The following is a 21,774-nucleotide window of genomic DNA, read 5'->3' as shown; positions in this document are numbered from 1 at the left end:
GTGACGTAATTCACGCAGAGCAGCGGGCCAATCGGGGTAGGATAGCGCCACCGGCCACTACCCCGATTTCAGGATCCCGCATGCCTCCAGTTCATCCGATCACCATCCGCGACGTGGCGAAACGCGCCGGGGTCTCCGTGGCGACCGTCTCCCGCGTGCTGAATCACAGCGCGCTGACCAGCAAGGAGACGCGCGAGCAGGTGCTGCAGGCGGTGGCAGAGCTGGGCTATCGCCCCAACGCCAACGCGCAGGCGCTGGCGACCCAAAGCAGCGATACCCTGGGCGTGGTGGTGATGGACGTCTCCGATCCGTTCTTCGGCGCGCTGGTGAAAGCGGTAGACACGGTGGCGCAGAAACACCACAAATACTTGCTGATCGGCAACAGCTATCATCAGGCGGACAAAGAGCGCCACGCGATCGAAGTGCTGATTCGCCAGCGCTGTAACGCCCTGATTGTTCACGCCAAAGCCCTGAGTGACGCCGAGCTGATCGGCTTTCTGGAGCAGGTGCCGGGCATGGTGCTGATCAACCGGATTATTCCCGGCTATGAGCCGCGCTGCGTCGGGCTGGATAACATCTGCGGCGCGGAAATGGCGATGCGTCTTTTGCTGTCGCAGGGCCATCGGCGCATCGGCTATCTGGGCTCCAATCACCCGATCGAAGACGGGCCGCTGCGCCAGCAGGGTTATGCGCAGGAGATGGCCGCCGCCGGGCTGGCCACGCCCGACAACTGGCGCGCCTACGGTTCGCCGGATCTGCAGGGCGGCGAGGCGGCGATGGTGGAGCTGCTGGGGCGTAACCTGCAGCTGAGCGCGGTGTTCGCCTACAACGACGCCATGGCCGCCGGCGCCATGGCGGTGCTGAAAGAAAACGGTATCACGGTGCCGCAGCATTTCTCGCTGATCGGCTTCGACGACATCCCCATCGCGCGTTACACCAGCCCCAAGCTTACCACGGTGCGCTACCCGATCGTCTCGATGGCCACGCTGGCCACCGAGCTGGCGTTGCAGGGCGCGGCAGGCCTGACTGAGCCGCAGGCCGCTCATCTGTTCATGCCGACGCTGGTGCGGCGCCATTCTGTCGCCCCCTGGCAAAGTGAGGCGACGGTCACTCTCTGACGATTTAATCTTGTGTAACCGTTTTCAATCTGTGAGAAAATTCACAGAATATTAACATCGCGCCGTCTATGCTCTAGGCGTTTTCCGGCGCAAAGGCCCTTGCCGCTGCAACCTTTACCTCGCGCTGACACAGCATTTCTCGGAAATAACAAAATCCACGGACGGCAGGTGTTGAGTGGAAATCGCCTGGCCTGGGGTGTGCGCACTGCCGGTGACCATTGGCTCAAAGACGAGTAATACCCTACACAGAACCGGAGACTGACAATGAATAAGAAGGTTTTCACCCTGGCCGCCATGGCCGCAGCCATGATGTTTGGCGCCGCAGCCCATGCTGACACCCGTATTGGCGTCACGATTTACAAGTACGACGACAACTTCATGTCGGTGGTGCGCAAGGCGATCGAGAAGGACGCCAAGGCTTCACCGGACGTCACCCTGCTGATGAATGACTCGCAGAACGACCAGTCCAAGCAGAACGATCAGATCGACGTGCTGCTGGCCAAGGGCGTGAAAGCGCTGGCGATCAACCTGGTCGACCCGGCCGCGGCGCCGGTGGTTATCGATAAGGCGCGCGCAAACGATATCCCGGTGGTGTTCTACAACAAAGAGCCTTCCCGCAAGGCGTTGGACAGCTATGAGAAGGCGTATTACGTCGGCACCGACTCCAAAGAATCCGGCGTGATCCAGGGCGAGCTGATCGCCAAACACTGGCAAGCCAACCCGGCCTGGGATCTGAACAAAGACGGCCAGATCCAGTTCGTGCTGCTGAAAGGCGAGCCGGGCCACCCGGATGCCGAAGCGCGCACCACCTACGTGGTGAAAACGCTGAACGAAAAAGGCATCAAGACCCAGCAGCTACAGATGGATACCGCGATGTGGGATACCGCGCAGGCGAAAGACAAGATGGATGCCTGGCTCTCCGGCCCGAACGCCAACAAGATTGAAGTGGTGATCGCCAACAACGACGCCATGGCGATGGGCGCGGTGGAAGCGCTGAAGGCGCATAACAAGACCACTATCCCGGTGTTTGGCGTCGATGCGTTGCCTGAGGCGCTGGCGCTGGTGAAATCCGGCGCGATGGCGGGCACGGTGCTGAACGACGCCGACAACCAGGCGAAAGCCACCTTCGAGCTGGCGAAGAACCTGGCGGCGGGCAAACCGGCCACCGAAGGCACCCAATATAAAATCGAAAATAAAGTCGTGCGTATTCCTTACGTCGGCGTAGATAAAGACAACCTGTCTCAGTTTGTTAAATAAGAATTGAGATCCCGCTAAGACCCCGCCTGCGGCGCCAACACCAGGAATACCGCCGGCGGGGATGTTTACGACTGCAAGACAGTTAAGCCAGGTGTATTTATGGCCGATAGCTCACGCGAATTTCTGCTGGAAATGACGGATATCTGTAAGTCATTTCCCGGCGTCAAAGCCTTGGACAATGTCAATTTACGCGTCCGCCCGCACTCGATTCACGCCCTGATGGGGGAGAACGGCGCGGGTAAATCGACGTTGCTGAAATGCCTGTTCGGCATTTATAAAAAAGACAGCGGCAGCATTGTATTTCAGGGCCGGGAAATCGATTTCAAGAGTTCGAAGGAAGCGCTGGAACACGGCGTTTCCATGGTGCACCAGGAGCTGAACCTGGTGCTGCAGCGCACCGTGATGGACAACATGTGGCTGGGGCGCTACCCGACCAAAGGCCTGTTCGTCGATCAGGAAAAAATGCTCAAAGACACCCAGGCGATCTTCGACGAGCTGGATATCGACATCAACCCGCGCGAAAAGGTGGGCAACCTGTCGGTGTCGCAGATGCAGATGATCGAGATCGCCAAGGCGTTCTCGTACGACGCCAAAATCGTCATCATGGATGAACCGACCTCCTCGCTGACGGAAAAAGAGGTCAATCACCTGTTCACCATCATCCGCAAGTTGAAAGAGCGGGGCTGCGGCATCGTCTATATCTCGCACAAGATGGAAGAGATCTTCCAACTGTGCGATGAGATAACGGTGCTGCGCGACGGCCAGTGGATAGCCACCCAGCCGCTGGAAGGGCTGGATATGGACAAGATCATCGCCATGATGGTCGGCCGCTCGCTCAGCCAGCGCTTCCCCGACAGGCAGAACACGCCGGGTGAGGTGATCCTCGAGGTGAAAAACCTGACGTCGTTGCGCCAGCCCTCGATCCGCGATGTGTCCTTCGATCTGCACCAAGGCGAGATCCTCGGCATCGCCGGGCTGGTGGGCGCCAAACGCACCGATATCGTCGAGACGCTGTTCGGCATTCGCGAAAAGGTGGCGGGCACCATCAAGCTGCACGGCAAAGCGATCGATAACCATAGCGCCAACGAAGCGATCAACCACGGTTTTGCGCTGGTGACCGAAGAGCGCCGATCCACCGGGATTTACGCCTACCTCGACGTGGGCTTCAACTCGCTGATCTCCAATATCCGCAATTATAAAAACAAGCTCGGCCTGCTGGATAACGCGCGGATGAAGAGCGACACCCAGTGGGTGATCGACGCCATGCGGGTGAAAACGCCGGGGCATCACACCCATATCGGCTCGCTGTCCGGCGGCAATCAGCAGAAGGTGATCATCGGCCGCTGGCTGCTGACGCAGCCGGAGATCCTGATGCTGGATGAACCGACGCGCGGCATCGACGTGGGCGCCAAGTTCGAGATTTATCAGCTGATGACCGAACTGGCGAAGAAGGGCAAGGGGATCATTATCGTCTCGTCCGAAATGCCGGAGCTTTTGGGGATCACCGACCGTATTTTGGTGATGAGCAATGGTCAGGTTGCGGGCATCGTTAACACCAAACAGACCTCGCAAAATGAAATCTTACGTCTCGCCTCCCTGCACCTTTAAGGATCGGAATTATGAACGCGCTAAATAAAAAAACCTTATTTACCTATTTCAAGGAAGGCGGCATTTACGTGGTGTTGCTGGTGCTGTTGGCCATCATCATCATTCAGGATCCGACTTTCCTCAGCCTGATGAACCTGAGCAACATCCTGACGCAGTCTTCGGTGCGCATCATCATCGCGCTGGGCGTGGCGGGGCTGATCGTGACCCAGGGCACCGACCTGTCCGCCGGGCGGCAGGTGGGGCTGGCGGCGGTGGTGGCGGCCACGCTGCTGCAGTCGATGGATAACGTCAACAAGGTGTTCCCGCACATGGAAACCTGGTCGATTCCCCTGGTTATCCTGCTGGTGTGTGCGGTCGGCGCGGTGATCGGCCTGGTTAACGGCCTGATTATCGCCTATCTCAACGTGACGCCGTTCATCACCACCCTGGGCACGATGATCATCGTCTACGGCATCAACTCGCTGTATTACGACTCGGTCGGCGCTTCGCCGGTGGCGGGCTTCGATCCGAAGTTCTCCACCTTTGCCCAGGGCTTCTTGCGCTTCGGCGACTTTAAGCTGTCGTACATTACCTTCTATGCGCTGATCGCCATCATATTCGTCTGGATCCTGTGGACCAAGACCCGCTTCGGCAAGAACATTTTCGCCATCGGCGGCAACCCGGAAGCGGCCAAGGTGTCCGGGGTCAACGTGCCGTTGAACCTGATCATGATCTATGCGCTGTCCGGCGTGTTCTACGCCTTCGGCGGCCTGCTGGAAGCGGGGCGCATCGGCAGCGCCACCAATAACCTCGGCTTTATGTACGAGCTGGACGCCATCGCCGCCTGCGTGGTGGGGGGCGTCTCCTTCGCCGGCGGGGTGGGTACGGTGTGGGGCGTGGTGACCGGGGTGATCATCTTTACCGTCATCAACTACGGCCTGACCTATATCGGCATCAACCCGTACTGGCAGTACATCATCAAGGGCAGCATCATCATCTTCGCCGTGGCGCTGGACTCGTTGAAATACGCCAAGAAGAAGTAGATTTACCGCAGTACAGACGACAAGGCCGGCAAAATATGCCGGCCTTTCTGTTGGGCGTTTGCCGCGTCAGGGCTGTTTGGCTTTCTGCTTCTCTTCTTTCAGCTTGTGCTCCAGCTCGACCAGCTGTTCCGGCGAAACGGCGGGATAGCCCTGGGCGTCTTCCGGTACGGTGTGCATGGCGGAAATCGGGATCAGCGGGCCGAGGAAGCGCGGTTCGCGCTTGAGGATATAGAGATCGGTCAGTGCGCCCAGGCGGGCGAAGATCTCGCGGGCGCGCACCGTCATCATGTCTTTCGGCGACGGCACCGCGTAGCACTGCGCCTGAATGCCCATGTGCAGGGCGATGAACAGCGCGCGCTCGCAGTGGAAGCGCTGGGTGATGATGATGAAATCGTTGGTGTCGAACACCTTGCGGGTGCGCACGATGGAGTCCAGGGTGCGGAAGCCGGCGTAGTCCAGCACGATATCGCTCGGCGCCACGCCGGCGGCGATCAGATCGCGGCGCATGGTCATCGGCTCATTATAGCTTTGCTGGGCGTTGTCGCCGCTCAGCAGCAGGTATTTCACCTTGCCGCTGTTATAGGCGTTGATCGCTCCCTGAATGCGGTAACGGTAGTACTGGTTGATCACCCCGGTGCGGTAATACTTGGCGGTGCCGAGCACCACGCCGACCTGGCGGTGCGGCAATGCCTGCAGTTCGTCGTAGACGTAAGGCGCGGTTTTCCAGCTGATCCAGCGATCGAGCGCAATAGCCGAACCCATCAACACCGCAATGAAGATGAACAGGCTGATGATCAGGCGTTTCCACATGTTGTTGCCTTACGCGCGCCGGGCTGAAAAAGATGGATCAAGGCTACTTTACCTGACCGACCTACGCAAGACGTGAACCGCCTGAAGCACGCGCGCCGCCGCATTTTTCGGCGTTTTTGTCGCACAAAAAAGCCCGGCGGAGCCGGGCTGGGTCATTTCAGCGCGCCATTCAGAACGAGGTGCGCTTGTAGCTGCGGTATTGCGGCCGCCAGAAGTTGTGTTCGATGGCTTTCGACAGCGCGTCTTCGGAGGTGACGATCGCCACGCCCTGCAGCTGCGCGGCTTTACCCACTTCCATGGCGATGCACTTCGACACGCCCTGAATATCGTCGATATTCGGCAGCAGCGCGCCGTGGCCGTCGGTGGCCAGCGGCGAGCAGTCCGCCAGCGCGCGGCTGGCGGCCATCAGCATGGCGTCGGTGACGCGGGTGGCGCCGGAGGCCAGCACGCCGAGGCCGATCCCGGGGAAGATATAGGAGTTGTTGCACTGGGCGATCGGGTACAGCTGATCTTTATAGCTCACCGGCGCGAACGGGCTGCCGGTCGCCACCAGGGCGGCGCCGTCGGTCCAGTTGATGATGTCTTCCGGACGGGCTTCCACGCGCGAGGTCGGGTTGGACAGCGGCATCACGATAGGGCGTTCACAGTGTTTGTGCATCTCGCGGATCAGCTCTTCGGTAAACAGCCCCGGCTGGCCGGACACGCCGATCAGAATGGTCGGCTTGGCGTTGCGCACCACGTCCAGCAGCGAGATGGCGTCGCTGGCGGTTTCCCAGCCGGCCAGGTTGTCGCTCTTCTGCACCAGCTTGCTCTGGAAGTCGAGCAGGTTCGGCAGTTTGTCGGTCAGCAGGCCAAAGCGGTCGACCATGAACACGCGGGCGCGCGCTTCGTCTTCGCTCAACCCTTCGGACTTCATCTGCGCGATGATCTGCTCGGCGATGCCGCAGCCGGCGGAACCGGCGCCGAGGAAGGTGACGGTCTGATCGCGCAGCTGGCTGCCGGCGGCGCGGCTGGCGGCGATCAGGCTGCCGAGGGTGACCGCGGCGGTGCCCTGGATGTCATCGTTGAAGCAGCAGATCTCATCGCGGTAGCGATTCAACAGCGGGGTGGCGTTGTTCTGCGCGAAGTCTTCGAACTGCAGCAGCACGTTCGGCCAGCGGCGTTTGACCGCCTGAATAAACTCTTCGACGAAGGCGTGGTACTCCTCGCCGGAGATGCGCGGATGGCGCCAGCCCATGTACAGCGGATCGTTGAGGCGCTGCGGGTTGTTGGTGCCGACGTCCAGCACTACCGGCAGGGTATAGGCCGGGCTGATGCCGCCGCAGGCGGTATACAGCGACAGCTTGCCGATCGGGATGCCCATGCCGCCGATGCCCTGATCGCCCAGACCGAGAATGCGCTCACCGTCGGTGACCACGATCACCTTGACGTTCTGCTTGGTGGCGTTTTGCAGCATGTCATCGATGCGATCGCGGTTCGGGTAGGAGATGAACAGCCCGCGCGCGCGGCGATAGATATCGGAGAAGTGCTCGCAGGCCTCGCCGACGGTCGGGGTGTAGATGATCGGCATCATCTCGCTCAGGTGCGAGTCCAACAGGCGGTAGAACAGGGTTTCGTTGGTGTCCTGGATGTTGCGCAGGTAGATGTGCTTGTCGTTATCGTTCTTGAAATCCTGATACTGACGGTAGGCGCGTTCCACCTGTTCTTCGATGGTTTCCACCGCTTCCGGCAGCAGGCCGTGCAGATTGAAGTGGCTACGTTCTTCCTCGGTGAAAGCGCTGCCTTTGTTCAGCAGCGGAAATTCCAGCAGAATCGGGCCGGCGTAAGGGATGTAGAGCGGGCGTTTGCTTTCGTATTCTAGTTCCATCAGTTTTACTCTTCACGTATCAGATAACTTTATTGCCGACGATCCTAAGAGATAAAGAGCAGATGTACAGCATTTGTTGCCAGATGATGAACCAGGTTGGCGTAATTATCGACAATCAAATGATTTTTTAACTAAAGAAAGTGTCTCCGGCGGCGTCGGGGCATTGTACTTGGCGGGCGGGGCTGTTAGCGGCGGAACCGGATGGCTCCGCCGTTGAGCGCTTAGAACGCGGCGCGGCTGACGTTTTGGCAGCCCAGCGCCGCCAGGGTGACGCGGGTGGCGTCCCATTGGCTGATGATCGCCTCCTGCGGTTCGGCCAGCACGGCGCGGCGGATGTTCAGGCAGTCGCCGCCGGAGATGTTCAGCAGGATCAGCGCGGCCTGCAGCGGCGGCAGGCTCGGGTTGAAGGCGGCGTTTTCCGCATAGCGGCCAGCGTAGATGATGCCGTCCGCCGTTTCCAGCGCCACGCCGCTGTGGGCGTTGCTGTACGGCGCGTGGCTTCGGTTGGCCGCCGCCAGCGCCGCTTGTGCCAGCGCATCGTTCAGCGCCAGCTGATGGCCATGATCGACCTCGTCCATCAGCAGCGAGGCGACATCCAGATCTTTCGGGCCGAAGGCGTCCGGCAGATAGTCCGCCAGCGTGGCCGGCGCGCGGCCCGGCAGACGGATCTGCAGCTCGCCGCCGCTGTTCAGTTCATTCATAAACTGGCGGCAATGGCCGCACGGCGTGTAGTTGACGGTGACCGAGGCCAGCGCTTTTTCGCCGCGCAGCCAGGCGTGCGTTACCGCACTCTGTTCCGCATGCACGGATTGCTGCAGCGGCGCGCCGCTGAATTCCATATTGGCGCCGAAATAGAGGTTGCCGCTTTGCCCGCGCGCGATGGCGCCGACGTGGAAGTGCGATATCGGGGTTAACGAGCAGGCCGCCGCCAGCGGCAGCAGCGCGAATGCCAGCGCATCATCGTCCAGCCCGCAGCTTGTGCGGATCGCCGCCGCTTGCTCGGCCGTGAACATCGCCGGAAAGTCAGGCGCGTCCAGATAGGGCTGCAGGGCGGATTGCAGTGTCGCGGGCAGTGCGCTGAACGCGGTGTGAAAACGCGGGTGCATAGAAAGTCTCTCTACAGGTTAACGGGATAACATTCTAGGCAGGCCAGAGACATTAAAGTGTGATTAATGTCTCTTAATTGATGAAATTAGTGCAATGAGATACATAAATGCGAGATGTATCGCAAGTTTTACCCTATTCAACTGAACAGGTGCAGCAGCACCGGGAACAGGAACGGTGCCAGCAGCGAGGTGATGATGCCGCAGATCACCAGCGCCAGCGAGCCGAAAGCGCCTTCCTGGTAGTCCATCTCCGCGCAGCGTGCGGTGCCCAGCGCGTGGGACGCGGTGCCCATCGCCAGGCCGCGCGCCGAGTGGGTGGTGATTTTCAACAGGTTGAACAGCGTATGGCCGAACACGGCGCCGAGGATACCGACGAAAATGACGCAGACCGCGCTGATCGCCGGAATGCCGCCGAGTGAGTCCGCGACGGCCATGGCGATCGGCGTAGTGACCGATTTCGGCAGGATAGAGGCGGCGATTTCCGGCGTGGCGCCCAGCCACAGGGCGATGGCGCCGCCGCTGATCATGGCGGTCAGGCTGCCGATGAAGCACACCGCGATAATCGATTTCCAGCGCGCGCGGATCTGGTGCAACTGCTCATACAGCGGGAAGGCCAGCGCGACGACCGCCGGCTGCAGCAGATCGTTGAGGATTTTGCTGCCCAGGAAGTAACGCTCATAGGGGATGCCGGTGAGCAGCAGCAGCGGGATGATCACCGCCATGGAAACCAGCAGCGGGTTGAGCAGCGGCATATTCAGCTTGCGCGCCAGCCAGCGCGCGGCGAAATAGACCGCCAGCGTCAGCGGCAGCGACCACCAGATTTCATGGATCATGAGTTACCCTCCGTGTCGTCGGGTTTGCCGGCGATGCGGCGCTCGCGATGAAAATAATGTGAGGTATAGCCGACCACCACCAGCACCATCAGCGTACTGATCAGGCAAGAGATAACCAGCGGGCCCAGATGCGCGACGATCTGGTCGTAGTATTTCATCACCCCGACGCCGATCGGCACGAACAGCAGCACCATGTAGCGGATCAGCAGATGGCAGCCGGGTTTAACCCATTTGGCCGGCATAATCTGGGTAGAGAGCAGGGCGAACAGCAGCAGCATGCCGAGAATGCTGCCGGGAATGGCGAACGGCAGCAGCGCCGCCAGCGCGTTGCCAACGAACAGACAAAGGTAGATGAGGAGCAGAGCCCTCAGGTATTTCCAGCATAGTGTGAGCACGTTGGCCATTGTCTTTTCCCGTTTAACCGATGCATTCATCATACAATTAAACTGTGAGCCATGCCACAGATCGCGCCATGAATTCTCGCTATGGGCGCCATGCCCGATCGGCGGGTTGACAGCCCGGAATGGCCGCTACGCGCGGATTCAGCGCGCGTCTTCGGCGGTTGCCGCAGCCTGTTCTGCCAGCCGATGGCCAAGGAAGAAAAACAGCAGGCTAAGCAGCGCGCAAACGATCAACATCACGAACATCAACGGCGGCGCGGCATAGCTGAGCAGCATACCGCTCAGAACCGGGTTGATGGCGCCGCCCAGCGCGCTGAGGTTCTGTACCCCATAGTAGCTGCCTTTCAGATGCGGCGGCGCGATAAAGTCGATGAACATGTATTCCACCGGAATGACGATGATTTCGCCGAGGGTAAACACCGCCATCGCCACCATCCACAGCCAGACCGCCTGGCCGGCCATCATGAAACCGAGCAGCCCGACGATGAAAAACAGCGTGCCCAGCACCAGCCAGCGCAGCATGTTTTCCTGGCGCATGCCGCGGCTGAGCAAGTATTGCAGGGCGATAACGATGCCGGCGTTGACGATCATTACCAGCCCGATGATTTTGTAGGCGAACTCGGCGCTGGAGACGGTGATCAGGTACTGCGACAGATAGCCGGTGAACTGACCGAACACCACGGCGCCCAGGGTGCTGCCGAGAGTGAAGTAGATAAGCCGCCGATCGCTGCGCAGGATAGTCACCGTCTGGCGGAAGTTGGGGAGCGCCGCCGGTGCGGCGGCGGTTGGCGCCGGGCGCTGTTCCCGGCCGCGCAAGCGCAGGCTCAGCGCCGCCACCGTCGCCAGCGCCAACCCGCCCGACAGATAAAATGGCAGCAGCGGGCTAAGCCCGGCCACCAGCACGCCGAGCGCAGAGCCGATCGCCCAGCCGACGTTGACCAACGTGTAGTTGATAGAGAAAGCCTTGATGCGCTGCTCGACCGGCAGCCAGTCGGCGAAACAGGCCTTGATGGTGATACTCAGCACCGAATAGCAGGTATGCAGGATCGCCAGCACCACGATGACGCCGCCGGGGCGCGGGATCCAGGGAATGGCGAAGAAGCTCAGCGCAAACAAGACAATCGACAGCAGGATCAGGCGGTTTTTGCTGAATTTGTCCACCAGATAGCCGCCGTACAGGCTGGCAAGGATGCCGAGGGTCAGGCTGACGCCCAGGATCACGCCCACGCTCTTCGGCAGCAGATGGAAATGCTCGGTGAGGTAGATGGTGATGAACGGCAGCGTCACGCCGCGGCCGATGGTCAACACCAGTGAACTGGCCAGCAGTACGTTGATCAGCGAGGGGAATCCCTTCATTCGAAGCCTGTTTATGCATACAGTTATGGGCGATGCAGATAACATAGCGTATTTTGGCGAGGACGGAAGGGGAAAGCCGATAATTAGGTTAAAAACAGAGGCTGCGTCGCCAGCCTCGTCAAAAACAGCACTATTTACCGTGTTCGGCCTGCAGCGTGGCGAACCACGGCTGGACGAAATCGCTGCTGCTGCCCCAGCCGGGGATGATCTTCGCCAGCCCGGCGACGTTGACCGGCCCCGGCTGCGCCAGCAGCAGCGCTTGCGGAATGACCGTCGCTTTGAACTGATAGCTGTCCGGCGTGCTTTCCCCGGCGATCTTGTTGGCCACCAGGCGCAGGTTGACTGCGCCGATAAGCTTCGGATCCACCGCCACGCTGACCTGCCACGGGCTGCCGGCCTCGCGCATCAGCTGCAAGTCCTGGTTGGAGATATCGATGCTGTACAGCTTGATTTCGGTGCGGCCGTTCTCTTTCAGCGCCTTGTAAGCGCCCTGGGTGAAGGCATCCCAGGTGCCCCAGATGGCGTCAATCTTGCCTTTCGGGTATTTCGCCAGCACCGCGCCCACCTTGTTGGCGGTATCGCCCTGCACGTCGGAGGAGACCGCGCCGATCGATTCCAGCTCGTGAATGCCCGGATGCTGTTTCAGCAGCTGCTGATAGGCGGCCTGGCGGCGTTCCATCGGCGGGAAGCCGGCTACCCAGAGTTTGATGATGTTGGCCTGGCCGTTGAAATCCTTCACCAACTGGCCGAAGGAGGCATTGGCCAGCGAAGCGTCGTCCTGTTGCGAGACGGTGACGCCGGGAACGCTGCCGCTGACGTCGGTATCGAAAGCCGCGACGGCGATGCCGGCCGCCGCGATGCGTTTGACCAGCTCGGTGGAATAGGGGGCTCGCCCCTGCGAGAGAATGATGCCGTCATATTTCTGGCTGATAGCCTGGTTGACGAAGTCCTGGAAGCGCGCGTCGTCGCCGTTGCTGAGGAAAGTGTCCACCTTGAAGCCAAGCTTGCGCCCTTCCTGAATGGTGCCCGCCAAGAATTGCGTGGTGTTGTCGTCGGAGCCGAGGTTGCGGATCACCGCGATGCGCACCGGCCCCTGATGCTGAGCGATGGCGGCAGGCACGGCGGCGGTTTCCGCCGCCTGCAGCGGCAGGGCGGCCAGCAGGCTGAGGGCGAGCAGTGAAGTCTTGAGGTTTTTCATTATTATAGGCTCCAAAAAAGCGGGTAAAGGGTCCCGGTGAAGGTCTGTTATAGCAGTCTTTCTGTCTGGACGTCTATTTGTTGTTGCTGAGCATCATAGCGGGATACGGCGGGCGAGGGAATCAGAGCGGTTATGACGTTTTCTTACTGTTTATAACCTTGGGTTTGAGGCATTAAAAAGGGCCGAGCAAGCTCGACCCTTGATGTAACGCGCCGGCGCGGTTACTTGACCTGCATGCCTGGCTGCGCGCCGCTGTCCGGGCTCAGCAGGAAGATCTCTTTCCCGCCGGGGCCCGCCGCCATCACCATGCCTTCCGAAACGCCGAAGCGCATTTTGCGCGGCGCCAGGTTGGCGACCATGATGGTCAGGCGGCCTTCCAGCGCTTTCGGATCCGGGTACGCGGAGCGAATGCCGGAGAAGATCTGGCGCGATTCGCCACCCAGATCCAACTGCAGCTTCAGCAGTTTGTCGGAGCCTTCGACAAAGTCGGCGCTCTTGATCAGGGCGATGCGCATGTCCACCTTGGCGAAGTCGTCAAAGGTGATGGTTTCCTGAATAGGATCATCGGCCAATGGACCGGTCACCGGCTTGGCGGCGGCCATGTCTTCTTTTGAGGCGTTGACCATCTCGCTGACCTTGTCCAGATCGATGCGGTTGAACAGCGCTTTGAAGGCGTTCACCTGATGGCCCAGCAGCGGTTGCGGGATTGCGTCCCAGCTCAGCTCGGCGTTGAGGAACGCTTCGGCGCGCTCGGTCAGCGAAGGCAGCACCGGCTTCAGGTAAGTCATCAGCACGCGGAACAGGTTGATGCCCATCGAGCAGATGGCCTGCAGATCGGCGTCGCGGCCTTCTTCCTTCGCCACCACCCAAGGTGCCTGCTCATCCACGTAGCGGTTGGCCAGATCGGCCAGCGCCATGATTTCGCGGATCGCGCGGCTGAACTCGCGGCCGGCGTAAGCTTCGGCAATGCTCTGCGCCGCGTCGACGAAGGTCTGGTACAGCGCCGGATCGGCCAGGCTGTCGGCCAGCTTGCCGCCGAAGCGCTTGTTGATAAAGCCGGCGTTGCGCGACGCCAGGTTCACCACCTTGTTGACGATATCGGCGTTTACGCGCTGCACGAAGTCTTCCAGATTGAGATCGATGTCATCAATGCGTGAAGAGAGCTTGGCGGCGTAGTAATAGCGCAGGCAGTCGGCGTCCAGATGCTGCAGGTAGGTGCCGGCCTTGATGAAGGTGCCGCGCGATTTGGACATTTTGGCGCCGTTCACCGTCACGTAGCCGTGCACGAACAGGTTGGTCGGTTTGCGGAAGTTGCTGCCTTCCAGCATCGCCGGCCAGAACAGGCTGTGGAAGTAGACGATGTCCTTGCCGATAAAGTGATACAGCTCGGTGGTGGAGTCTTTGCGCCAGAACTCGTCGAAGTCCAGATCGCCGCGCTTGTCGCACAGGTTCTTGAAGGAGCCCATGTAGCCGATCGGCGCGTCCAGCCAGACGTAGAAGTATTTGCCCGGCGCATCCGGGATCTCGAAGCCGAAGTAAGGCGCATCGCGGGAGATGTCCCACTGCTGCAGGCCGGATTCGAACCACTCCTGCATTTTGTTCGCCACCTGCTCTTGCAGCGCGCCGGAGCGCGTCCACGCCTGCAGCATTTCGCTGAAGGCCGGCAGGTCGAAGAAGAAGTGCTCGGAGTCGCGCATCACCGGTGTCGCGCCGGAAACCACGGACTTCGGATCGATCAGTTCCGTCGGGCTGTAGGTGGCGCCGCACACTTCGCAGTTATCGCCGTACTGATCCGGCGATTTGCATTTCGGGCAGGTGCCTTTCACGAAACGATCCGGCAGGAACATGCCTTTCTCCGGATCGTACAGCTGAGAAATGGTGCGGTTCTTGATAAAACCGTTTTCTTTCAGGCGGCTGTAAATCAGGGTGGACAGCTCGCGGTTTTCATCGCTATGGGTCGAATGGTAGTTGTCATAGCTGATGCCAAAGCCGGCGAAATCCTGTTGGTGCTCCTGGCTCATCTCCGCGATCATTTCTTCCGGTTTCACGCCCAGCTGCTGCGCTTTCAGCATGATCGGCGTGCCGTGCGCGTCGTCCGCGCAGATGAAATGCACTTCGTGGCCGCGCATTCGTTGGTAACGCACCCAGATATCCGCCTGGATGTGCTCGAGCATGTGGCCGAGATGGATGGAACCATTTGCGTACGGTAGCGCGCACGTCACCAATAATTTTTTCGCGACTTGAGCCATAGTGAGAACTTGCTTTCTGTAATGAATAAAAGGGCCTTCGATGTTAACCGATCGCGCCCTTCGCTGCTAGGGCGGTTTCTTGCAGGTTATATGCGTCAGCGGCAGCGCAGTTCTGATATGCTTAGCCGGAAGCTACCCATTCAAAATCAAGGAGCCGGGATGAACGCAAAATCCCCTGAGCAGACCAACCCCGAAGTTCTGCGCGCCCTGGTGACCGGTGTACTGGCCGCCTTTGAACACCCGACGTTGAAAAACAACCTGACCGCATTGAAGGCCATTCATCACTGCGCGTTGCTGGACGATGTGCTGCATATAGAACTGACGATGCCGTTTGCCTGGCAGAGCGGTTTTGAGGCGCTGCAGGCGAGCGTCGGCCCCGAATTGCTGCGCGTGACCGGCGCTTCCGCCATCGACTGGAAGCTGAAACACGACATCACGACGCTGAAACGCGCCAACGGCCAGGCCGGCATCAAAGGCGTGCGCAACATCGTCGCCGTCAGCTCCGGCAAAGGTGGGGTGGGCAAATCCAGCACCGCCGTCAACCTGGCGCTGGCGCTGGCCGCCGAGGGTGCCAAGGTCGGCATTCTGGACGCCGACATTTACGGCCCGTCGATCCCCAACATGCTGGGCACCGAACATGAGCGGCCGACTTCGCCGGACGGTCAGCACATGGCGCCAATCATGGCGCACGGCCTGGCGACCAACTCCATCGGCTATCTGGTGACCGACGACAACGCCATGGTGTGGCGCGGCCCGATGGCCAGCAAGGCGCTGATGCAGCTGCTGCAGGATACGCTGTGGCCGGATCTGGATTATCTGGTGCTGGATATGCCGCCGGGCACCGGCGACATCCAGCTGACGCTGTCGCAGAACATTCCGGTAACCGGCGCGCTGGTGGTCACCACGCCGCAGGATATCGCCTTGCTGGATGCCGCCAAGGGCATCGTGATGTTCGAGAAAGTGCATGTGCCGGTGCTGGGCATCGTGGAGAACATGAGCGTGCATATCTGCAGCAACTGCGGCCACCATGAGCCGATCTTTGGCACCGGCGGCGCCGAGAAGCTGGTGCAGAAATACCACAGCCGTCTGCTGGGGCAGATGCCGCTGCATATTTCGCTGCGCGAAGACCTGGATCGCGGTACGCCGACGGTGATCAGCCGCCCGGACAGCGAATTCGCCGAGATGTATCGTCAACTGGCCGGCCGCGTGGCCGCGCAGATGTATTGGCAGGGCGAGGCGATCCCGACGGAGATCGCGTTCCGCGCGCTGTAATCTGCCTATCGCACTGCAAGAACCCGGCTCAAGCGCCGGGTTTTTTTATGGGATGCGGGTGGGGTTGTGCAAATCTGCCCGGGTATAAGGGCGTTCGATCTGCGCCAGCGTTTTGGCGATATGCTCCAGCAATCCCTGGGTGGGGGCCGGCTGCCGCTGCCCCATCAGCGCCAAGGGCAAGGCCAGCGCGATGGCGAAGTGCGGCCAGGAGAGATGCGGGCGCGCTTTGTTCCGTTGCAGCCGCAGGAACAGTGCGCTGGCCAGGTAGCCTAAAATCAGCCCGCTGATCACCTCTGATACCGAGTGCACGCGAATTTCCAGCCGCGACACGCCGATGGTAAAAGGCAATATCCACCCGGTCAGCAAAGCGATGCTGCGTATCGGGTGGGAAAATCGGCCGCTCAACGTCCAGAGCAGTGGCGGCCAGATGCTGGCCGCGAGGGCTGAATGGCCGCTGAATCCGGTGAAATCAAAGCGCTCGCTGCCGATGCCCCAGCCCATAAAGGCCAGTTTGGACAGGCAGACCACCCCGCCGGTGAATCCGAAGATCAGCGCCCACTGCCAACCCGCCGCGCGGGTGGCGGGAGACATGAGCAGCAATAAAAACAGAATCAGCGCGCAGGGCAGCAACAACATGCTGTCGCCGAAAAAAGTCAGAAAATACCAATCCAGCACATCAATCTCCGATGAAAGGGGGGCGGGGAGCAAAAGTCAGCGCCGGGGAGTGTAACCCGTTACGGCGCGTTGCCCTAGCCGCGAGATTCTTAAAATGCCGCGTGCCCGTGGCGTGGCAGCCCGAATTCGCTCGCCGCCGCGCAATATACAGTGGCGCAATCCCCGGCGACTCCCTATAATTGTCGCGTTTTAGTTCCCCCCCTTCACAATACGAAATCAGGTCTTTAATTTTATGACTGACAATCCGCATCAGTGCGTCATTATTGGTATAGCTGGCGCATCTGCCTCCGGAAAAAGCCTTATCGCCAGCACGTTGTACCGCGAACTCCGCGAGCAGGTCGGCGATGAGCACATCGGCGTTATTCCAGAAGACAGTTACTATAAAGACCAGACTCACCTGACCATGGAAGAACGGGTCAAAACCAACTATGACCACCCGAGCGCCATGGATCACAACCTGCTGTTCCAGCATCTGCAAATGCTGAAAGCCGGCAAGGCGATCGAGCTGCCGCTGTACAGCTACACCGAGCATACGCGCAAGAAAGAAACCGTCCATCTCGAACCTAAAAAAGTGATCATTCTGGAAGGCATCTTGCTGCTGACGGATATCCGCCTGCGCCAGGAGATGAACTTCTCGATCTTTGTCGACACGCCGCTCGATATTTGCCTGATGCGCCGCATGAAGCGCGACGTCAATGAGCGCGGCCGCTCGATGGATTCGGTGATGGCGCAATACCAGAAAACCGTGCGCCCGATGTTCCTGCAGTTTATCGAACCTTCCAAACAATACGCCGATATCATTGTCCCGCGCGGCGGCAAAAACCGCATCGCGATCGATATTCTGAAAGCCAAAATCAGCCAATTCTTTGAATAATGCCGCTTACATGGCCGGAAATGCGCATTTCCGGCCGGCGGCCAACTATTTGCACCCCGACGTAGACCTTTCGCCCGTTGTGTGGCAATTTTTGTTTAGTTACGCGTTTTGATGGAGAAGAAAGACATGAGACTGTGCGACCGCGATATAGAAGCCTGGCTGGATAGCGAGAAACTGGTGATTTCCCCGCGCCCGCCGCTCGAACGCATCAACGGGGCCACAGTAGATGTCCGTTTGGGCAATCAGTTCCGCGTGTTCCGCGGCCATACCGCGCCTTTTATCGATCTTAGCGGGCCGAAAGATGAAGTCAGCGCCGCGCTGGATCGCGTGATGAGCGACGAGATTGTCCTGCCGGAAGGCGAGGCGTTCTTCCTTCATCCCGGCGAACTGGCCCTGGCGGTGACGTTCGAATCCGTGACGCTGCCGAACGATCTCGTGGGCTGGCTCGACGGCCGTTCTTCTCTGGCGCGTCTGGGGCTGATGGTGCACGTGACCGCGCACCGTATCGATCCGGGCTGGCACGGGCGCATCGTGCTGGAGTTTTACAACTCCGGCAAGCTGCCGCTGGCGCTGCGGCCGGGGATGCTGATTGGCGCCTTGAGCTTTGAGCCGTTGTCCGGCCCGGCGGCCCGGCCATACAACAGCCGGCAGGACGCAAAATATCGCGATCAGCAGGGCGCAGTAGCCAGTCGAATCGACAAGGACTAACGGCGCGGGATGCACCGTCGGTGTGGCGCTGACAAGAGGGTGGCATGAGAAGATTACTGACGACATTGGCGATTTTACTGGTGGTCGTGGTGGCGGGGATGTCCGCGCTGGTACTGCTGGTCAATCCGAATGATTTTCGCGGTTACATGGTCAAAAAGGTCGAGCAGAAGAGCGGCTACCAGCTGACGCTCGAAGGCGACCTGCGTTGGCATATCTGGCCGCAGCTCAGCATTTTGGCCGGGCGCATGACGCTGACCGCGCCGGGCGCCAAGGCGCCGGTGGTGAGCGCGGAAAACATGCGCCTTGACGTCAAACTGTTGCCGCTGCTGTCGCATCAGCTGTTTGTGAAACAGGTGATGTTGAAAAACGCCGTCATTCGCCTCACCCCCGACAGTGAAGAGCACTCGCAAGTGGACGCCCCGATTGCGCCGGCCGGCAGCGGCGCTGATGCGGCAGACGCGGCCTGGAAATTCGATATCGATAACCTGCGCGTCGTGGACAGCCTGTTGATTTGGCAGCGCGCCGACAACGAGCAAATCAATGTCCGGGACATCAATCTTACCCTGCAGCAAACGGAGAAACGGCAGGCGCGGCTGGACATCTCCAGTCGGGTCAACCGCGATCAGCGCGACCTGGCCTTCAGCATGGCGGCCGATATCGATCTGCAGCAGTTCCCGCACCAGATCGGCGCCAAGGTGACCCAGTTCAATTACCAATTGGCGGGGGCGGATATTCCGAACGGCGGTATTCAAGGCGAGGGCAATGCTCAGGTGGTCTATCAGCAGACGCCGGCGCAGATTGCCGTCAGCCAGCTGAACGTCAGTGCCAATAACAGCCAGTTGACCGGCGATATCAGCGCCAGCCTGGGGGCGGTGCCCGGCTATGTGGTGAACCTGAATTCGGCTAATCTCGATCTCGACGCGCTTTCCGGTTGGCAATCCAGCACCAATACCGCCGAGCAGCCCGCCGTGACCGCCGCGCCGGTGATCGCCAGCCAGGTTGACGATCGGCAGCAGAACCTGGAAGCGCTGCGCGATTTCAATGCACAGCTGAATCTGCAGGCGGCGCAGTTGACCTACCGCGGTATGAACGTTACCCAGTTGGCCGTCGCGGCGGATAATCAACGCGGCCTGCTGACGCTGCATAAACTTGCCGGGCAATTGGCCGGCGGCGATTTTTCCTTGCCGGGAACGCTCGACGCTCGCGGCAATAAACCGGTGATAAACGTGCAGCCGACCCTGAACCAGGTTGAGCTCGGCACGGTGCTCAAAGCCTTCGACATGCCGCAGATGCTGACCGGCAAATTCAGCATGAAAGGAGATTTGACCGGCGATCGCCTTTCTTCACAGTCATTTGAGCACCGTTGGCGCGGTACGGCGCAGTTGGCAATGCAGGATGCGCAGTTGCACGGCCTGAACATTCAGCAATTGATCCAACAGGCGGTGGCGCGCAACGATAACAGCGTGCGCGGGCAAGACAGCTATCAGCGCTATACCGAAGTCAAAAGCGTCTCGGCGCGGGCCAGCCTGAGCCAGGGCACTGTCAAGCTCAGCAGCCTGACGGCGGATTCGCCTTTGCTGGCGTTGACCGGCGCCGGCAGTATCGATATGCCGGCAAAACAGTGCGATATGGCGCTTAACGTGCGCGTCACAGGCGGCTGGCAAGGGCGCGGCGAACTGATCGAGCAACTGCAAAAAACGCCGATCCCGCTGCGGGTTTACGGGCCGTGGCAACGGCTGAATTACCAACTGCAGGTCGATCAGGTGCTGCGCAAAACGCTGCAGGATCGGGCTAAAGATGCGCTGAACAAATGGGCTGAAAAGAACAAGGATTCGCGCGAAGGCCAGGATCTGAAAAAGCTGCTCGACAAGCTGTAATCCCTCCTGACGCGGGCCGTTTTACGGCTCGCGTCAATATCGGCGTTTCCCGCGATAATTTCCCTCCGTTACCTTGATGAAGGTCATGAAGACTCACGCTCGATTTGTGCAGAGTAAGAGCATATTTTGCTATGACTATGCGCCTGAGCGCGAAAACATAACGAGTTGAGGAAACATGATAGAGCTTCTTATTGGCGCGGCGGTGGCGGCGGGCGTGGGCCGTTACATCATCAAAGGATATTCCGCCACCGGCGTCTTGATGGTGGGCGGGTTGCTGCTGCTTGGCATCAGCGCCCTGATGGGGAAAACGCTGTTGCCGTCCGGCGCCGCGTCTACCGGCTGGCGCACGACCGATATTATCGAATACGTCAAGATCTTGCTGATGAGCCGCGGTGGCGATCTGGGCATGATGATCATGATGCTGTGCGGTTTCGCCGCCTACATGACGCATATCGGCGCCAACGACGTGGTCGTCAAGCTGGCCTCGCGCCCGTTGCAGATGATCAACTCGCCTTATCTGCTGATGGTGGCGGCCTATTTTGTCGCTTGCCTGATGTCATTGGCGGTCTCTTCCGCCACTGGTCTCGGCGTATTGCTGATGGCGACGCTGTTCCCATTGATGGTGAACGTTGGCATCAGCCGCGGGGCGGCGGCGGCCATTTGCGCTTCGCCGGCGGCGATTATCCTGGCGCCGACCTCCGGCGACGTGGTGCTGGCGGCCAAGGCGGCGGAGATGCCGCTGGTGGACTTCGCGTTCAAAACCACGCTGCCTATCTCGATTGCCGCCATCGTCTGCATGGCCGTGGCGCACTTTTTCTGGCAGCGTTATCTCGACAGGAAGAGTGATGAACAGCATCACATCGTGGACGTCAGCGAAATCAAAACGCATGCGCCGGGGTTCTACGCGATACTGCCGTTTACGCCGATCCTCGGCGTGCTGATCTTCGACGGCAAATGGGGGCCGGAGCTGCACATCATTACCGTGCTGGTAGGGTGCATACTGTTGGCGGCATTGATTGAGTTCGTGCGCAGCTTCAGCGCCAAACAGGTATTCAGCGGCCTGGAAGTGGCGTATCGCGGCATGGCGGACGCATTCGCCAGCGTAGTGATGCTGTTGGTGGCCGCGGGCGTCTTCGCGCAGGGGTTGAGCACCGTCGGCTTTATCAGCGGATTGATCGGGTTGGCGCAGTCGTTCGGCACCGGCGGTTTGATCATGATGCTGGTGTTGGTGGTGATTACCATGCTGGCGGCCATGACCACCGGCTCCGGCAATGCGCCGTTCTATGCGTTTGTCGAACTGATCCCGAAACTGGCGGCGCAGATGGGCGTGAATCCGGCCTACCTGGTGATCCCGATGCTGCAGGCGTCTAATCTCGGCCGCACGCTGTCGCCGGTCTCCGGTGTGGTGGTGGCGGTCTCCGGCATGGCGAAAATCTCGCCGTTCGACGTGGTGAAGCGCACTTCGGTGCCGGTGATTGTCGGGCTGGTGGTGGTGATCGTGGCGACGGAGCTGCTGGTTCCCCAGTAACACAAAGGCCGGGCA

Annotated in this window: 18 protein-coding genes; 9 read left to right on the top strand and 9 right to left on the bottom strand. The window is 60.0% G+C overall.

All coding sequences use genetic code 11. The features are described 5' to 3' along the window. The first annotated feature begins 80 nt into the window (after positions 1 to 80). From galS to mglC, 4 genes are all read left to right on the top strand, one after another. Positions 81 to 1,118 carry an HTH-type transcriptional regulator GalS gene (galS, locus tag ACJ8HN_RS10155; protein WP_442523367.1) on the top strand — a complete coding sequence of 346 codons (1,038 nt, stop codon included), beginning with the start codon at positions 81 to 83 and terminating at the stop codon, positions 1,116 to 1,118. A gap of 264 nt (positions 1,119 to 1,382) precedes the next feature. Beyond that, positions 1,383 to 2,375, top strand: coding sequence for a galactose/glucose ABC transporter substrate-binding protein MglB (mglB, locus tag ACJ8HN_RS10150; protein WP_033637723.1), 993 nt, complete (start codon positions 1,383 to 1,385; stop codon positions 2,373 to 2,375). 99 nt (positions 2,376 to 2,474) lie between these two features. Then, positions 2,475 to 3,983, top strand: a complete 1,509-nt coding sequence (gene mglA, locus ACJ8HN_RS10145) for a galactose/methyl galactoside ABC transporter ATP-binding protein MglA (protein WP_033637724.1) — start codon at positions 2,475 to 2,477, stop codon at positions 3,981 to 3,983. Positions 3,984 to 3,994: 11 nt separating this feature from the next. Further along, entirely contained in the window at positions 3,995 to 5,005 is a 1,011-nt protein-coding gene (gene mglC / locus ACJ8HN_RS10140; protein WP_004938953.1) for a galactose/methyl galactoside ABC transporter permease MglC, read from the top strand. Positions 5,006 to 5,071: 66 nt separating this feature from the next. Here mglC and sanA read toward each other — a convergent pair whose 3' ends face one another. The 8 genes from sanA to metG all read right to left on the bottom strand — a co-directional run bounded on the left by sanA (position 5,072) and on the right by metG (position 14,825). Then, positions 5,072 to 5,815 carry an outer membrane permeability protein SanA gene (sanA, locus tag ACJ8HN_RS10135; RefSeq protein ID WP_033637725.1) on the bottom strand — a complete coding sequence of 248 codons (744 nt, stop codon included), beginning with the start codon at positions 5,813 to 5,815 and terminating at the stop codon, positions 5,072 to 5,074. 169 nt (positions 5,816 to 5,984) lie between these two features. Next, a complete protein-coding gene (locus ACJ8HN_RS10130) occupies positions 5,985 to 7,682 on the bottom strand; it encodes an NAD-dependent malic enzyme (protein ID WP_033637726.1) in 1,698 nt (565 codons plus the stop codon). Positions 7,683 to 7,903: 221 nt separating this feature from the next. Further along, positions 7,904 to 8,788, bottom strand: coding sequence for a cytidine deaminase (cdd, locus tag ACJ8HN_RS10125; RefSeq protein WP_442523365.1), 885 nt, complete (start codon positions 8,786 to 8,788; stop codon positions 7,904 to 7,906). Between the two features lie 137 nt (positions 8,789 to 8,925). Further along, positions 8,926 to 9,621, bottom strand: a complete 696-nt coding sequence (locus tag ACJ8HN_RS10120) for a CidB/LrgB family autolysis modulator (protein ID WP_033646779.1) — start codon at positions 9,619 to 9,621, stop codon at positions 8,926 to 8,928. Then, entirely contained in the window at positions 9,618 to 10,025 is a 408-nt protein-coding gene (locus ACJ8HN_RS10115; RefSeq protein WP_033654965.1) for a CidA/LrgA family protein, read from the bottom strand. Before ACJ8HN_RS10115 ends, ACJ8HN_RS10120 begins: the two co-directional genes overlap by 4 nt. A gap of 138 nt (positions 10,026 to 10,163) precedes the next feature. Beyond that, complete coding sequence (locus tag ACJ8HN_RS10110) at positions 10,164 to 11,378, bottom strand: MFS transporter (RefSeq protein WP_033646776.1); 1,215 nt, start codon at positions 11,376 to 11,378, stop codon at positions 10,164 to 10,166. Between the two features lie 130 nt (positions 11,379 to 11,508). After that, on the bottom strand, positions 11,509 to 12,576 hold the full coding sequence (locus tag ACJ8HN_RS10105) for a sugar ABC transporter substrate-binding protein (RefSeq protein ID WP_442523364.1): 1,068 nt from the start codon (positions 12,574 to 12,576) through the stop codon (positions 11,509 to 11,511). A 221-nt stretch (positions 12,577 to 12,797) separates the two neighbouring features. After that, positions 12,798 to 14,825, bottom strand: a complete 2,028-nt coding sequence (gene metG / locus ACJ8HN_RS10100) for a methionine--tRNA ligase (RefSeq protein ID WP_033637732.1) — start codon at positions 14,823 to 14,825, stop codon at positions 12,798 to 12,800. Positions 14,826 to 14,984: 159 nt separating this feature from the next. On the opposite strand from metG, the gene apbC reads away from it, so the two are divergent. Beyond that, positions 14,985 to 16,097 (top strand): iron-sulfur cluster carrier protein ApbC, encoded by a 1,113-nt coding sequence (gene apbC, locus ACJ8HN_RS10095; protein WP_033646773.1) that lies wholly within the window; start codon positions 14,985 to 14,987, stop codon positions 16,095 to 16,097. Between the two features lie 45 nt (positions 16,098 to 16,142). Here apbC and ACJ8HN_RS10090 read toward each other — a convergent pair whose 3' ends face one another. Beyond that, entirely contained in the window at positions 16,143 to 16,772 is a 630-nt protein-coding gene (locus ACJ8HN_RS10090) for a phosphatase PAP2 family protein (protein ID WP_060451424.1), read from the bottom strand. Between the two features lie 232 nt (positions 16,773 to 17,004). Here ACJ8HN_RS10090 and udk point away from each other — a divergent pair, with 232 nt between their 5' ends. The 4 genes from udk to dcuC all read left to right on the top strand — a co-directional run bounded on the left by udk (position 17,005) and on the right by dcuC (position 21,759). After that, positions 17,005 to 17,646 (top strand): uridine kinase, encoded by a 642-nt coding sequence (udk, locus tag ACJ8HN_RS10085; protein ID WP_004938922.1) that lies wholly within the window; start codon positions 17,005 to 17,007, stop codon positions 17,644 to 17,646. 126 nt (positions 17,647 to 17,772) lie between these two features. Next, positions 17,773 to 18,354, top strand: a complete 582-nt coding sequence (gene dcd / locus ACJ8HN_RS10080; protein ID WP_004938917.1) for a dCTP deaminase — start codon at positions 17,773 to 17,775, stop codon at positions 18,352 to 18,354. A 44-nt stretch (positions 18,355 to 18,398) separates the two neighbouring features. Then, entirely contained in the window at positions 18,399 to 20,231 is a 1,833-nt protein-coding gene (asmA, locus tag ACJ8HN_RS10075) for an outer membrane assembly protein AsmA (RefSeq protein ID WP_442523363.1), read from the top strand. 175 nt (positions 20,232 to 20,406) lie between these two features. Next, a complete protein-coding gene (gene dcuC, locus ACJ8HN_RS10070) occupies positions 20,407 to 21,759 on the top strand; it encodes an anaerobic C4-dicarboxylate transporter DcuC (RefSeq protein ID WP_442523362.1) in 1,353 nt (450 codons plus the stop codon). Positions 21,760 to 21,774 lie beyond the last annotated feature (15 nt).

This window comes from Serratia sp. CY29653 (genome assembly GCF_052169255.1).
Lineage (GTDB): Bacteria > Pseudomonadota > Gammaproteobacteria > Enterobacterales > Enterobacteriaceae > Serratia > Serratia sarumanii.
The sequence above is the reverse complement of the archived record's forward strand: the minus strand, read 5'-3'. Positions and strand labels throughout refer to the sequence as shown.